At 65.6% G+C, this 14,194-nt stretch carries 12 protein-coding genes; 2 read left to right on the forward strand and 10 right to left on the reverse strand.

Translation table 11 applies throughout. The annotated features are described in order from the left end of the window. The 9 genes from SE91_RS37315 to ubiE all read right to left on the reverse strand — a co-directional run. On the reverse strand, positions 1-248 hold a 248-nt coding region (locus SE91_RS37315; protein ID WP_197489550.1), incomplete at its 3' end, for a hypothetical protein. Between the two features lie 216 nt (positions 249-464). Continuing rightward, positions 465-1,187, reverse strand: coding sequence for a nucleotidyltransferase family protein (locus tag SE91_RS32490; protein ID WP_061850552.1), 723 nt, complete (start codon positions 1,185-1,187; stop codon positions 465-467). A gap of 124 nt (positions 1,188-1,311) precedes the next feature. Next, complete coding sequence (locus tag SE91_RS32495) at positions 1,312-1,629, reverse strand: PilZ domain-containing protein (protein WP_008540042.1); 318 nt, start codon at positions 1,627-1,629, stop codon at positions 1,312-1,314. Positions 1,630-1,717: 88 nt separating this feature from the next. Further along, the gene (gene tsaE / locus SE91_RS32500) at positions 1,718-3,235 is read right to left on the reverse strand and encodes a tRNA (adenosine(37)-N6)-threonylcarbamoyltransferase complex ATPase subunit type 1 TsaE (protein WP_061850553.1); all 1,518 of its coding nucleotides are present in this window, start codon (positions 3,233-3,235) and stop codon (positions 1,718-1,720) included. After that, complete coding sequence (locus tag SE91_RS32505; protein WP_061850554.1) at positions 3,232-5,736, reverse strand: PAS domain-containing sensor histidine kinase; 2,505 nt, start codon at positions 5,734-5,736, stop codon at positions 3,232-3,234. Before SE91_RS32505 ends, tsaE begins: the two co-directional genes overlap by 4 nt. A gap of 189 nt (positions 5,737-5,925) precedes the next feature. Beyond that, on the reverse strand, positions 5,926-6,384 hold the full coding sequence (dut, locus tag SE91_RS32510; protein WP_008540055.1) for a dUTP diphosphatase: 459 nt from the start codon (positions 6,382-6,384) through the stop codon (positions 5,926-5,928). Continuing rightward, a complete protein-coding gene (gene coaBC, locus SE91_RS32515; protein WP_061850555.1) occupies positions 6,381-7,832 on the reverse strand; it encodes a bifunctional phosphopantothenoylcysteine decarboxylase/phosphopantothenate--cysteine ligase CoaBC in 1,452 nt (483 codons plus the stop codon). The genes dut and coaBC overlap by 4 nt, the downstream gene beginning before the upstream one ends. Positions 7,833-7,887: 55 nt before the next feature. Continuing rightward, entirely contained in the window at positions 7,888-9,462 is a 1,575-nt protein-coding gene (gene ubiB, locus SE91_RS32520; RefSeq protein ID WP_060734352.1) for a 2-polyprenylphenol 6-hydroxylase, read from the reverse strand. Continuing rightward, the gene (gene ubiE / locus SE91_RS32525; RefSeq protein ID WP_061850556.1) at positions 9,459-10,220 is read right to left on the reverse strand and encodes a bifunctional demethylmenaquinone methyltransferase/2-methoxy-6-polyprenyl-1,4-benzoquinol methylase UbiE; all 762 of its coding nucleotides are present in this window, start codon (positions 10,218-10,220) and stop codon (positions 9,459-9,461) included. The genes ubiB and ubiE overlap by 4 nt, the downstream gene beginning before the upstream one ends. Before the next feature lie 81 nt (positions 10,221-10,301). Between ubiE and mutM the strand changes: the two genes are divergently transcribed. Then, entirely contained in the window at positions 10,302-11,183 is an 882-nt protein-coding gene (gene mutM / locus SE91_RS32530) for a bifunctional DNA-formamidopyrimidine glycosylase/DNA-(apurinic or apyrimidinic site) lyase (protein WP_061850557.1), read from the forward strand. A 225-nt stretch (positions 11,184-11,408) separates the two neighbouring features. On the opposite strand, the gene SE91_RS32535 is transcribed toward mutM, so the two are convergent. Beyond that, positions 11,409-12,152, reverse strand: coding sequence for a nucleotide-binding protein (locus tag SE91_RS32535; RefSeq protein WP_061850558.1), 744 nt, complete (start codon positions 12,150-12,152; stop codon positions 11,409-11,411). 239 nt (positions 12,153-12,391) lie between these two features. On the opposite strand from SE91_RS32535, the gene ggt reads away from it, so the two are divergent. Then, the gene (ggt, locus tag SE91_RS32540) at positions 12,392-14,071 is read left to right on the forward strand and encodes a gamma-glutamyltransferase (RefSeq protein ID WP_061851435.1); all 1,680 of its coding nucleotides are present in this window, start codon (positions 12,392-12,394) and stop codon (positions 14,069-14,071) included. Positions 14,072-14,194 lie beyond the last annotated feature (123 nt).

Consider the following 14,194-nt stretch of genomic DNA (forward strand, 5'->3'; position numbering starts at 1 on the left):
AGCTCGTCCTCGTCGATGTCGCCGAGCGCGACGATGCGCGGCAGCACGACGGCGTCCGCCTTCATCTCGTCGAGGAAGATCTCGCGCACCACGCGCATCGCCCGCCGCGTGGGTAGATACAGCGTCGCATCCGCCAGCCGCGCCGGTTCCTTGCGCGCCTCGAAGCCGTCAACCAGCCGGCCGTCGAGCACGGCCGTGACGACCGTGCGCAGGAACGGAACTGAGATGGGAACGCTGAAAACGCGCATGGGCTGCCTGATTCGAAGATCAGGGCAATATAGGGACGTGGACTCAAATGGTCATGGGTGCGGGTGAAGTCGTCCCCGCTGTTCGCCGAACTGGAAACGGTGCCGTAGGGTGGGCAAAGGCGCACTTGCGCCGTGCCCACCATCTTCGTCACTCGGAGTCAGCTTGAGTCGTGGGCACGCTTCGCTTTGCCCACCCTACGGCACCATTGCGTGCCCCTACGCCACGCTCTCCAAAAACGCCTCTTCGGCCGCATGCACCGCATCGGGCGTGCCGACATGCATCCAGACGCCGTCGAGGCGCAGGCCGAACAGCCGCTCCTGCTCGTTGGCGCGGTCGAACATCTTCGTCAGCGAGAATTCGCCCTTGGGCGCATCGGCGAAGATCGACGGCGACATGATCGCCGCGCCGGCATAGACGAACGGAACGACCTCCTTTTCCTTGCGCTTGCGCAAGGCGCCGTCGGCCAGCATGCCGTAATCGCCGCGGCCGCCATAGCCGATGCTGGTCGCGGTCGGCGCCATCAAGAGCAGGATGTCCATGCGCGCGGGATCGAAGTTCTCGCCGAGCCGGGTCAGATTCGAGCGCACGCCGTCGATCCACAGCGTGTCGGAATTGACGTGGAAGAACGGTGCATCTCCGAGGAGCGGCAGCGCCTTGACGACGCCGCCGCCAGTGCCAAGCACTTGGTCGCGTTCGTCGGAGATGGTCACGCGCGGATGCTGGCGCGATGCAGTGTGATCGATGATCTGGTCGGGCAGGTAATGCACGTTGACCACCGCCTCGGTCACGCCGGCCTGGCCGAGCTTGTCGAGCACGTGGTCGAGCAGCGGCTGGCCCGCCACCGGCACCATCGGCTTCGGCATCTTGTCCGTCAACGGACGCATGCGCAGGCCGAATCCTGCGGCAAGCACCATGGCTTTGGTCGGTTTGACGGACATCCTTCGCTTTCTCAGATCCCTCGATTTCGCTTTCGCGGCAATCCTAGCATGAGCCTTGGCCAGCCGCACCGCATCCCAACCGCCTTAATTGCCCGCCGTGACGGTTGTACGACGGGTGTTGCAGTCATGCTCCAACAGCTGTGGAGCGGACCTTTTTCTTCTTGTCGCCCACTTTGAGGAAATTGACGCCGATCTGGTCGCCATTGACCCAGGCCAGCTCGCAGCGCCGGTACGCAAGTCCGGTTGACGACAGCAGCAGAAAAAATTCCTTCAGATGAAGCCCTTCCACCGAGCCGTCGATGGTCAGCTTGGCGCCGGTCTCGGAGACGTCCTCCATGGTGCAGTCGCGCCGCCAGGTGCCGTCGATGCCCATCATCTGGGCCGGAACCCCGCGCTCGAAAATAACCCGGCTATTTCCGCGCTGATCCGCTTTCGCCGCCATCCGCCTCGCTCCAGCCCCGCAATCATCCGGCGCCCTCGCTGTCAGAATAGCGACATCTTGGCTAACGGCCGGTAAACCGAGTCCTGGATCAGCCTGGCGGCGGGACGTTGGCGAGATACCAATCGCGCAACGGGCCAAGCGTGGGATGCGCCAGCGAGCGCTGGAGATAGGTCCAGATCCGCGGCTGGTGACGCAGATAATGCGGCTTGCCGTCGCGGCGGTTGAGGCGGGCGAAGGTGCCGAGCAGGCGCGTGTTCCGCTGCGCCGACATGATGGCGTAGAGCTCGGCGAAGCCGGCAGCGTCGAAGCCGGGATCGTTCGCGCGGCGGGCCTTGATGTAGCGCGACAGCAGCGTCAGCTCGATGTTTTCAGGAACATCGATGCGGGCGTCCTGAAGCAACGAAACCACGTCGTAGGATTGCGGACCGAGCACGGTGTCCTGGAAGTCGATCACGCCGACGCGCTCGATGCCGCTGCGGTCCCCGAGCCAGATCAGGTTGGGCGAGTGGTAGTCGCGAATGACCCATGTCTTCGGCGCTGCCAGCGACTTCTTCAGTAACCAGCGCCACATCGCGAAAAATTCCGCCCGCGCCGCTTCGCTCAGCGGCGCGTTGCGGTCGGGCAGATACCATTCCGGCATCAGGCCGATTTCGATCAAGAGCGCGTCGATGTCGAAGACCGGGATGTCGTAGCCTTGGCCCGCCAGCGGCAGGGTTTCCGGCAGCGACTTGGCGTGCAGCATGGCCAGCACGTCCACTGCAGCCTCGTAACGCTCGGGAATCGGCCGCGGCGGCTCGCCTTCGATCACGCCGTCGCTGCCGAAATCCTCGGTGATCAGGAAGCCATGGTCGAGATCGGAATGGTGGATTGCGGGCGCCGAAATGCCCTGTGCGCGCAGGCCTTCGTCGATCGCGACGAAGGGCTTTACATTCTCGGCAAGATGCACCGCGGCACTATAAGATTTTCCGTTGTATAGCGAAGCACCGTCAGGCCGCTGCGGGAAGTTCATGAGGATGACGATCGCCTCGTCGCGCAGCAGCCGCGCATAGGAGCGGGTCGAAGCGTCGCCGGGCATGCGTTTGCGCGTCGCATTCATGTAGCCGGAGGCATCGAGGAATTCGCGCAGCGCCTGCAGCCGCGCGACGATGGCGGCGCACTTGCCGTGACCGGTGACGTCGGCGGCGCGTGCAGTCGAGCCCAGCGCCGGCCGATGCGTCAGTGCGATGTCGATGCGGTCCTGCGGCATCGCCGAGGGCGCGCGCTCCGGCCATTCGATCAGGACCAGCGTGGCATCGGGCAGCGGCGAAAGGCCGATCTCCTCCAGCTCGCTCTCGTCCTCGACGCGGTAGAGATCGGCATGCAGCACTGGGAAGGGCGGCAGCTCGTAGCCCTGCACCAGCGTGAAGGTCGGGCTCGGCACCTCCAGCGCGTCGTCGGCGGCGAGATAGCGGATCAGGCTGCGCGCCGCCGCAGTCTTGCCGGCACCGAGATCGCCGGTGAGGGTGATGACATCGCCCGCGCCGACCAACAGCGCGAGGTCGGCCATCAATTGCGCCGTGGCCGTCTCGTTGTGAAGCGCGACGGAGAATGTGACGGGCTCGGTCATTCGGCGGCGTCGCGATGCGCCGCCTGGTCGGTCGGGAAATCGCAGATCACAACCGTACCCCGGCCGACGATCGAATCCACCCGCACCTTGCCGCCATGCAGCTCGACGAAGGAGCGCACCAGCGACAGGCCGAGCCCGGCGCCGCGGTGACGCGAGCCCTGCGAGCGGCTTTCGAACCAGTTGAACACCTTGTCCTTCATGTCGGCGGGTATTCCAGGTCCCGAATCTGTCACGGTGAAGACCACGCTGCGTTCGGTGCGGCGCGCGCTGATCCCAACGGTGGAATCCTGTGGAGAAAACCCGACGGCGTTGGCGAGGAGGTTATAGAGCACCTGCACCACGCGCTTCTCGTCGCCGATAAAGCTGCCGATATCGGGCGCGATCTCGACCTTGAGGCGGATACGGTCGGTGGCAAGCCGGTCCTGGATGCCTTCGGCCGCGAGCTCGATGGTCTTGCTGACGTCGACCGGGCCGAGCTCCAGCTTCATGGCGCCGGCATCGATGGTGGCGAGGTCGAGGATGTTGTTGGTCAGCGCCAGCAGTGCGTTGGTCGATTTGGTGACGTAGTCGAGATATTCGGCCTGTTTCGGCGTCAGCGGCCCAGTCGAGGGATCGCTGAGGAAATGCGCGAAGCCGATGATGGTGGTGAGCGGCGAGCGCAGCTCGTAGGAGACGTGGTGGACGAAATCCACCTTCATCTGGTCCGCGGCCTCCAGCGCCTCGTTGCGCTCGCGCAGCGCGCGCTCGACATTCTCGGTGTCGGTGATGTCCTGGAACGTCAGCATGGTCGCGCCGTCATGCAGCGGACGGATCATGCCGTCGAGCACGCTGCCGTCCTTGCGCTCCAGCTTCAGCGGCACGTCGGCGCGGTTCTCGATCGAGGTGATGGCCTCGCGGATCTGGCGCCAGACCACGGGGTCGTCGAACAGCTGATGGCACCAGCCCTCGACGGTCTGGATATGCGGCTCGTCGCGCATGGCGTCGCTCGACAGCTTCCACATCCGGACGAAGGCCGGGTTGAACAGCTGCGCCTTGCCGTTGCTGCCGAACACCGCGACGCCCTCGGCGAGGCTGTCCAGCGTCTCGCGCTGGACCCGGATCATGCCGTCGAAGCGGCGGGCCAGCTCGAGGCTCTCGGTGACGTCATCGAACAGATAGGTGACGCCACCTTCGGGATTCGGCGTGGTGACCACGGAAAGTGCGCGGCCGTCGGGCAAGTACCAAGTGTCCTTGGCTGTCTCCACCGCGCGATAGGCCTCGTGCAGCTTCGCCTTCCAGGCGCGGAAGTCCGGCTGCTCGGGCAGCTTGCGCGCGGCGCGGAGCTGGTCGAGCACGCTGGAATCGTCAGGGTTGGCGTCGAGGAAAGTGCGGTCGAGGTCCCACAGCCGGCGATAGGAATCGTTGTAGAAGGCAAGGCGGCGCTGGCCGTCGAACACGGCAACGCCTGACGACAGCTGGTCCAGCGTGCGGCGATGCGCCTCCGCCATGCGCACGAGCGCCGAGCTCAGCGCATCCGCTTCGCTGGCATCGATGGCGACGCCGACGCTGCCGCTGCCGACATTGACCGCGCGCACGTCGTAGATTCGCCGCTCACCACTGATGACGATCGGCAGCCGCGAATTGAAGCTGGCAGCGTCCTTCAGGCCGCGCTCCATCGCGGTGCGGTCGGCACTATCGAGCAGCTCGAGCTTGCGCTCCTGGGCGTCGGTGATGCTGGCGCCTTCGGTCGCGCGGACATAGGCCGGATTGGCATAGGTCAACGCGCCGTTCTCGCCCTTGGCCCAGATCGGCCAGGGCGCGGCGGCGGCGAAGCCACGCAGCATCTCGGTCTCATCAGAGAGCGCCTTGTAGCGCAGATGGGTCTCGGCGAGGTCGCGCCGCAGACCCGAGAGCTCGCGGATCCGGACAATGGCCTGGCCCCCGATGGCGCGGCCGATGGCCTCGAGCGTGTGGCCATGCGCGGTGGTCAGCGTGAGCTGGAACCCGTCGCCGCGCTCGCGCAGCGCGTCGACAGCGTGGTCCATCTGGAGCGCCGGTTCCGGCGGGAGCCAAGTTCCGAAAGCGAGCACGCGCTGCGGCGAGGAATCACGCGGCAGCACCATGGAGATGTCGCCGGAAATCTGCGCGCGATTGTCGCCGGCCGGCCAGGAGATCAGGATCTGCGGTTCGGCGAACAGCAGCGCGCCGAATCGGTCGGCCTGGAGTTGCAGTTCCCCGATCCGTGCGCGCAGCCGGGCCTCGTTTTTGGCGGTGCGCACGCGCGTGCGCATCAAAAGGATGGCCGCCATCACCGAGAAGCCGAGCAGGGCCAGCGCGGTGGCGAGCACCGCGAGTTCCTGCCGGTTGAAATCCAGCATGATGGAGAGAGTGTCGATGACGTCGGCGGCCTCAGCCGGCGCAGCCGGCAGCAGAGCCGCCAGAGCGCCTCCCAACAGGCCGTTGCGCACGAGCGATGTGCACGACAGCAGCGTCCGACGCATCGACACGATCACGCCTGACATAGTTGCCCCAAGATCGCACGGATTTGCGCGCGACGACCCCCGTCGCGCGCGAATCAAAAGACAATACCCTCACCGTGACTCCGCCGGTAAGAGTCCAGATCGTGAACGTAAAGGCGGCCCAAGAAAAATGCGGGATGCGTTGTTCAAGCCACGCAATTCTTCGGATGATTCGGCTGGGATTGCCGTGCGTTAGCGGCCGGTCGAGCCGAAGCCGCCGGCGCCGCGATCGGTTGTCGACAAGGTGGCGACGGGAACCAGCTCAGCCTGCACCACGGGGGCGATCACCATCTGGGCGATGCGCTCGCCGCGCTTGATCACGAACGGCGTCTGGCCGTGATTGATCAAGATCACCTTGATCTCGCCGCGGTAGTCCGCATCGATCGTGCCCGGCGAGTTCAGCACGGTGACGCCGTGCTTGGCTGCAAGCCCCGAGCGCGGCCGCACCTGGGCCTCGTGCCCGGGCGGCAAGGCGATGGCGAGCCCCGTCGGCACTAGCGCATATTGGCCAGGCGCCAGCGTCAGCGGCTCGCTCTCCAGCACGGCAGCCATCAGGTCGAGGCCGGCGGCCTCGGCGGTCTGATAGGCGGGCAGCGGCAGGCCTTCGGCATGAGCGAGGCGTTGCAGTTCGACGGTGACCTTCGTGCTCAAGATGCCGGCTCCGGGGATTTCTCGGTCACGCTTTTCGTGACATGCGCGACCAGTTCGATGGCGACCTGTTCCTTGGTCATCACCGGCCAGGAATCAACTGCGATCTCGTCGTCCTTCGCACCATTCTTGCGGCTGATGAGATGGACGGTGTTGCGGTCGCCCCCCATCACGCCGGTGGCGGGCGAGACGTCGTTGGCGACGATCCAGTCGCAGCCCTTGCGGGCGAGCTTCGACTTGGCGTTGTCGATGAGGTGCTCGGTCTCCGCAGCAAAGCCGATCACCAGCGGCGGGCGCTTCTCGGTCAGTTTTGAAATCGTGGCGAGGATGTCGGGGTTTTCCACCAGCTGAAGCGGGGGCATGCCGGCCGCGGTTTTCTTCAGCTTCTGCTCGCCTTCATTGGCGACGCGCCAGTCGGCGACGGCGGCGGCAAAGATTGCGATGTCGGCGGGAAGCGAGGCCTGCACCTGCTCCAGCATCTGCCGCGCCGATTCGACATGTTTCACCGTCACGCCGGCGGGATCGTCGAGATCGACGGGGCCGCTGACCAGGATCACCTCGGCGCCTGCCGCCTGCGCGGCGGCGGCAATGGCAAAGCCCTGCTTGCCGGAAGAGCGGTTGGCGATATAGCGCACCGGATCGATCGGCTCGTGGGTGGGGCCGGCGGTGATCAGCACGCGTTTGCCGGCAAGCGGCTTCGGCACCGGCGGCCGCAGCAACCGCTCGGCGGCATTGGCGATCTCGATGGCTTCCGACATGCGCCCTGTCCCGGCTTCGCCGGCTTCCGCCATCTCGCCGGAATTCGGCCCGATCAGCACCGCGCCATCGCGCTGGAGCACACTGACGTTGCGCCGAGTCGCTGCGTTGTTCCACATCAGGGGGTTCATCGCCGGCGCCAGCAACACCTTGCGGTTGGTCGCGAGCAGGATGGCGCTGGCGAGATCGTCGGCATGGCCGTTCGCCATCTTGGCCATGAGGTCGGCGGTCGCCGGCGCCACCACGATCAGGTCGCAGTCGCGGGCCAGGCGAATATGGCCGGCGTCGAACTCGCTCTGAGGGTCGAACAAATCGGTATAGACGCGTTCATGCGACAGCGCGCTCACCGCCAGTGGCGTGACGAATTGCTGCGCGGCCTTGGTCAGCACGCAGCGGACCTCGATGCGCCGCTCCTTGAGCCGGCGGATCAGGTCGAGCGATTTATATGCGGCGATGCCGCCGCCGATGATCAGGGTGACGCTGGCCTCGGGGAGAGCGCCGGTGCGCTGGGGGATCGGGGTGGTGGAAGCTGCCGCTGGCACCGCAAACGGCGTCAGCGGTTCCTCGCGGCCCTCGATCAGCTCCCGCAGGATGACCCGGACCTCTTCCTCGACCGACCTGTGGTTCTTGGCCGAGCGCAGCCGCAGATAGGTTTTGACGCCCTCGTCGAGCTTGCGGATGGTCAGGCTTGCCATGACGCGTCTCCAGCGGAATGATAGCGATGCTATCAATCCGTTGATTGCAGTGCAATCACAAATTCCGGACTGCGATCAGGATTCCGATGAAGGTGGCGGCGATGATCCACAGCGCCACGGTGCGCCAGCGGTTCTTGCGCCCCTCGCTGCGTCCCATGGCCGCAATGCTTTCCGGCGACAGCCTGATGCCCTCGCGGGTCATGGTCTCGAGCTGCTCGAGTACTTTCACGGATCGCTCCGCGATCTCCGGCAGGCGCATCAGCACCCGTGCGATGTCTCCGGTACCCGCGAGCGCGCCCTGCACCCGGCCGATCGGCCCGAGATTGCGCTCGATCCATTCGCGCACCACGGGGTCGGCGATCTTCCAGATGTCGAGCTTGGGATCGAAACCGCGCGCGACGCCTTCGACCACCACCATGGTCTTCTGCAGCAGGATCAGCTCCGGCCGCGTCGTCATGTCGAACAGGCCGGTGACCTCGAGCAGCAGCGTCAAGAGCCGCGCCATCGAGATCTCCTCGGCGGTGCGGTTGTGGATCGGCTCGCCGATGGCACGGATGGCCTGTGCGAAATTCTCCACCGAATGATGTGCGGGCACATAGCCGGCTTCGAAATGCACCTCGGCGACGCGGCGATAATCGCGGGTGATGAAGCCGAGCAGGATCTCTGCGAGGAAGCGTCGCTCCTTCATGCCGAGCCGGCCCATGATGCCGAAATCGACCGCGACCAGCCGGCCGGCGTCATCGAGGAACAGATTGCCCGGATGCATGTCGGCGTGGAAGAAGCCGTCGCGCAGCGCATGCCGCAGGAAGCTCTGGATCACCTTGCGGCCGAGATCGGGCAGGTCGACCTGGGCCTCCGCCAGGCGCTTGTGATCGTTCAGCGCGATGCCGTCGATCCACTCCATCGTCAGCACATTGTGCGTGGTGCGGTCCCAGTCGACGGCGGGCACGCGGAAATCAGGATCGTCGCGCGTGTTCTCGGCCATCTCCGACAGCGCCGCGGCTTCCAGCCGCAGGTCCATCTCCATGGCGACCGAGCGCGACATGGTGTTGATGACTTCGATCAGGCGCAGGCGCCGCGCCTCGGCAGAATAGGCCTCGGCCTTGTGTGCGACGAAGAAGAAATCGGAGAGGTCGCGGCGGAACCGCGCGGCGACGTTGGGCCTGAGCACCTTGATCGCGACCGACCTGCGGACGCCGTCGCGCAGCACCTCGCCGCGATGCACCTGCGCGATCGAGGCGGCCGCGACCGGCGGACCGAAGCTCGCAAACACGTCCTTCAGCGGACGTTCCAGCGAAATGGCGATCGTCGCTTCCGCTTCCGCCTGCGGAAACGGCGGCAGGCGGTCTTGCAGGCTTTCGAGGTCGCGCGCCATGATGACGCCGACGACGTCGGGGCGCGTCGCCAGGAACTGACCGAGCTTGAGATAGGCCGGGCCCATCCGCGTCAGAGCGCGCGAAATCCGTGGTCCCTGCTTGACGCCGCGGCGCTCAATGATGCGCGCCAGCTTGAGCGCCAGCTGTCCCGGCGGCGGCACCAGGCTCGGATCGACCGAACCGAACACGCCCTCGCGCGCAAAGACGAGCGCGGCGCGGATCAGGCGCGTAATGTGGGTGATGGCAGAGATCACAAACGCCAGCCCGAATGCAGTGCGACGATGCCGCCCGAGAGCGTCTGCCAGCTGACGCGGGCAAAGCCGGCGTCGCGGATCATGTCGGCGAAGGCGGCCGGCTTTGGAAACTTGCGGATCGACTCGACGAGGTACTGATAGGACTCGGCATCGCCCGTGACCATGCGGCCGAGCGGGGGGATCACCTTGAACGAAAACAGGTCGTAGAGGCGATCGAGCCCGGGCATCTCGACGGTGGAGAACTCCAGACACAGGAAGCGGCTGCCGGGCTTCAACACGCGATAGGCCTCGCGCAGCGCAAGATCGATCTGCGGCACGTTGCGGATACCGAAAGCGATCGTATAGGCATCGAAGCTGCGATCGGCAAAGGCGAGCGCTTCGGCATTGCCCTCGACGAAATCGACCTTGCTTTCGAGATGCCGCTTGATGGCGCGCTCGCGCCCCACCGCCAGCATGTCGGCGTTGATGTCGCAGACCGTGGCATGGAAGCCGGGGCCCGCTGCCTTGGCGGCGCGAAACGAGATGTCGCCGGTGCCGCCGGCCACGTCGAGCAGCGCGAACGGCCGGTCGCTTCTCGGCGGGTCGAGCGCGTTGATCATGATGTCCTTCCAGACCCGGTGCAGGCCGGCGGACATCAAATCGTTCATCAGATCATAGCGCGATGCCACGCTGTGAAACACATCGTTCACCAGCGTCTGCTTGTCCCCCAGGGGAACGTCCCTGTAGCCAAAATGCGTGGTTTCGCCCGGCCGATCCATTACTCTACTCCACTGGGCGGACCATAGCGCGCCCGCCGCAATGGCGCTATCACACCGCCCTCATAAGGTGAATGCCCGATCATGCCTGAATTGCCCGAAGTCGAGACCGTCCGCCGCGGCCTTCAGCCCGTCATGGAGGGTGCGAAAATCCTGGTCGCGGAGGCCCGCCGGCCGGATCTGCGCTTTCCGTTCCAGCCCGACTTCGTGGCGCGGCTCAAGGGGCAGGTCGTCACCGGGCTCGGCCGCCGTGCAAAATATCTCATGGCCGATCTCGCCTCCGGCGACGTGCTGCTGATGCATCTGGGCATGTCGGGCTCTTTCCGCGTCATCAAGCCGGACAACGACGCGCAGCCCGGCGAGTTTCATTATCCGAAGGGCAAGGATTCCGCGCACGACCATGTGCTGTTTCGGATGTCCTCCGGCGCCGACATCGTCTTCAACGATCCACGCCGCTTCGGTTACATGAAGGTGATCGCGCGCAATGCGCTCGATGACGAACCGCTGCTGCGCGGGCTCGGCCCGGAACCGCTCGGCAACGAGTTCGATGCCGCGATGCTGGCGCGGTCCTGCGCCGGCAAGACCACGAGCCTGAAGGCGGCGTTGCTCGACCAGCGCGTGGTCGCCGGCCTCGGCAACATCTATGTCTGCGAGGCGCTGCACCGCTCGCATCTGTCGCCGCGCCGGATCGCGGCGACCTTATCGACAAAGAAGGGCGAGCCGACCGATCACGCCAAGCGATTGGTCGGCGCGATCCACACCGTGCTCAACGATGCGATCAAGGCCGGCGGATCGTCACTGCGCGACCATCGCCAGACCTCGGGCGAGCTCGGCTATTTCCAGCATTCCTTCAAGGTCTATGACCGCGAAGGCGAGACATGCACGACGCCGCGCTGCGGTGGCACGGTCAAACGGTTCACGCAGAATGGCCGGTCGACCTTCTGGTGTCCGAAATGTCAGAAGTGAGATAGCGCCGTAGCCCGGATGGAGCGAAGCGTAATCCGGGTTCTTCGCGCGACGGATGCGAGGATCCCGGATTGCGCTGCGCTCCATCCGGGCTACGAAAATCGAACTTTTCGGGCGACGAAACGCGAATCGAAGCAATCCGGCCGGGCTGGTGGCCGGATTGCTTCGTCGCTGAGGTCCTTCCGGACGGTGAAGGGCCGGCTGTCGCCTGAGCGATCGCCCCGCTCAGGACGCCAGTGTCGTGGTCTCGTCAGCCGAGAGCTCTGTGGCCGCATGCAGCATGCCATCGGCCGCTGACATGACCTGGTCGATCAGGACGCTGGTCGTGGCTTCGAGCTCGAGCCGGTTTTCGATCCAGCGCCAGAGGCCGCGGATCTCGTCCGCTGACTTGCCGTTCGGCGCGAATTCGCTCACCGCGAGGCCGTTCGCGAGCGAGTCCTGGTGATCGTTACGCATGACGATCAGCGGGCGCGCGAGCACGTCCGAAAGATCGAGCGCGGCTTCCTCGGCGAGGGTGTTGGCGGCGTTGTCGATGCGCTGGCCTCGGATCGGCGTCTGGTTCAGCACGAAGCTGTAAGGCCGCTTCCAGGCGCGCGCGACGCTGAGCGTCGAGACGGTCGCCTCGATGTCGAGGAGGCTCGGGCGGGCCGGGATCAGGCAAAGGTCGGAATGACGTATTGCCGCGGTAGTGGCGGCGCTGAGGCCGGCCGCGGTGTCGACGATCGCGAGCTGAAGGCCGCTGTCGGCCAGCATTTTCAGCCGCGGCGCGATGTCGGCGGCGTGATAGATCGGTTCGACCACGAGATCATCGGTGCTGCGGCGGCGCTGCCAGTTCGATAGGGTGCCCTGCGGGTCGGTCTCGATCAGGCGAACCGTGAAGCCGGCCTGCTTGGCGGCCAGCGCGAGGCCGATGGCAAGCGTGCTCTTGCCGCTGCCGCCCTTTTGGGTGGCCAGTACGATCGTGTGCATTGAAGATCAATCCTTTGGAGTGCTTGGGTCAGGAAAACGCCACGCGAACGTGCATCGCTTCGCGATGCTGAGCTCTTCTCGCTCAGGACGTGCCCTGCCCGATCCAAAGGGGACCGCGGATGTCCGAATCAATAAAGGCGAGGGTGGCAGAATTGGGAATGTCAGCTAATCCGTACCAATACTGGACCCGTAGTCGCGCGTATGATGTGCTCGCCGCCGTGAACAAAAGGGCGGGCGGCATGGGCGGAAACTGGCGCAATCGGACGGCAACCACTTTTGAATGTCAGAAGATGCCGGCGGTCTCGAGCCGCGGCATGGTGGTCAGCAACCATCCCCTGGCCTCCAGCGCCGGCGCGGAGATGCTGGCTGCTGGCGGCAATGCCATCGATGCTGCCATCGCGACGCTGTTTGCCCTGACCGTGGTCGAGCCAATGATGGTCGGGATCATCGGCGGCGGCATGGCGCACATCCGGCTCGCCGATGGCAGCCATCGCTTCATCGATGGCCAGAGCACCGTGCCCGCGGCGGTGCGTGACACCACCTACACGTCCGAACCAGGCTCGGCTCATGACGTGTTCGACACCGTCGGCAACGAGAATCTCAACGGTCCGAAGGCGGTCGCAGTGCCGGGCTCGCTGAAGGCCTGGTGCGAGACGCTGCGCCGGTTCGGCACCATGAGCCTCGCCGACATCATGCAGCCCGCAATCAAGCACGCCGCGCGCGGCTACGCGGCGACGCCCTATTTGCGCGAATGCATCAGCGAGAGCGCTGAGGAGATGCGCAAGGACAAGCCAATCGCGGCGATCTATCTGCCGGATGGCGAGCCCCTCAAGGTCGGCGAGCGCGTGGTGCAAGCCGAATATGCCGAGACGCTGCGCCATATCGCCGACCACGGCGAGAAGGCGCTCTACGAAGGGCCGCTGGGCGACATCCTCGTCGACTACATGGAGAAGACCGGCGGCTTCATCCGCCGAAACGACCTCACGAGCTACAAGACGGTCGAGCGGCAGCCGATCCGCGCCGACTATCGCGGCTGGACCATCTTTGGTCCGCCGCCTCCCGCCGCCTCAGGCGTGCACATTGCGCAGATGCTGAACATCCTAGAGGACTACGATATCGCCGGCCTCGGCTTCGGCACACCCGAGACCATCCATTATCTCGCGGAGGTCCTGAAGATCGCCTTTGCCGATCGCGCCGCGGCCAGCGGCGATCCTGACTATGTCGGCGTGCCCGTGGAAAAGCTGACCTCGAAAGCCTACGCCGAGGAGCGCCGCCGCGCCATCGATCCGGCCCGGGCGCAGGCCTGGGGCGCGGGCGTCTCTCAGCTCGAGGGCGCTCACACCACGCATATGACGGCAGCGGATGCCTTCGGCAACGTGGTCGCGACCACGCAGACCATCAACAATCTGTTCGGCGCTAAGATCATGATCCCGGGTCTGGGCGCCATCGCCAACAACTACATGAACCTGTTCGATCCCCGTCCCGGCCATGCGCTGTCGTTGGCGCCGGGCAAGCGCGTCACCACGTCGATGTCGCCGATGATGGCTCTGCGCGACGGCAAGCTGCGCTATGCGCTCGGCCTGCCCGGAGGCAAGCGCATTTTCCCGAGCGCGATGCAGGCGCTGGTCAATCTGATCGACCACGGCATGAGCCTGCAGGAGGCGGTCGAGGCGCCGCGCGTCTGGACCGAGGGCAACGCGCTCGAAGTCGAACAGACGGTGCCGGAGAGCGTCCGTACGAAACTTACGGAGATGGGCCACGAGGTCCTGCCGGTCGCGACCGTCGCCGGCGGCATGAACGGCATCGCCTTCCATGAGGACGGCACCATGACCGGCGCGGCATGCTGGCGCGCAGATGGCACGCCGGTAGGAATTTCGGGCGGACTGGCAAAGGGCGGGATCCGCTTCAGATTGAGCTAGCCCTCGTGCCCCGACTCTGCAGCGCATAGCGATGCGCTGCAGAGTCGGGGCCCAGGGGTTTCTTGCATGGAATGTGGATGCATGGGTCCCGGCTCTGCGCAGCAACGCTGGCGCGTTGCAGCG

Origin of the sequence: Bradyrhizobium sp. DOA1 (assembly GCF_001593325.1) — a bacterium.
In the GTDB taxonomy this organism is placed as follows: domain Bacteria; phylum Pseudomonadota; class Alphaproteobacteria; order Rhizobiales; family Xanthobacteraceae; genus Bradyrhizobium.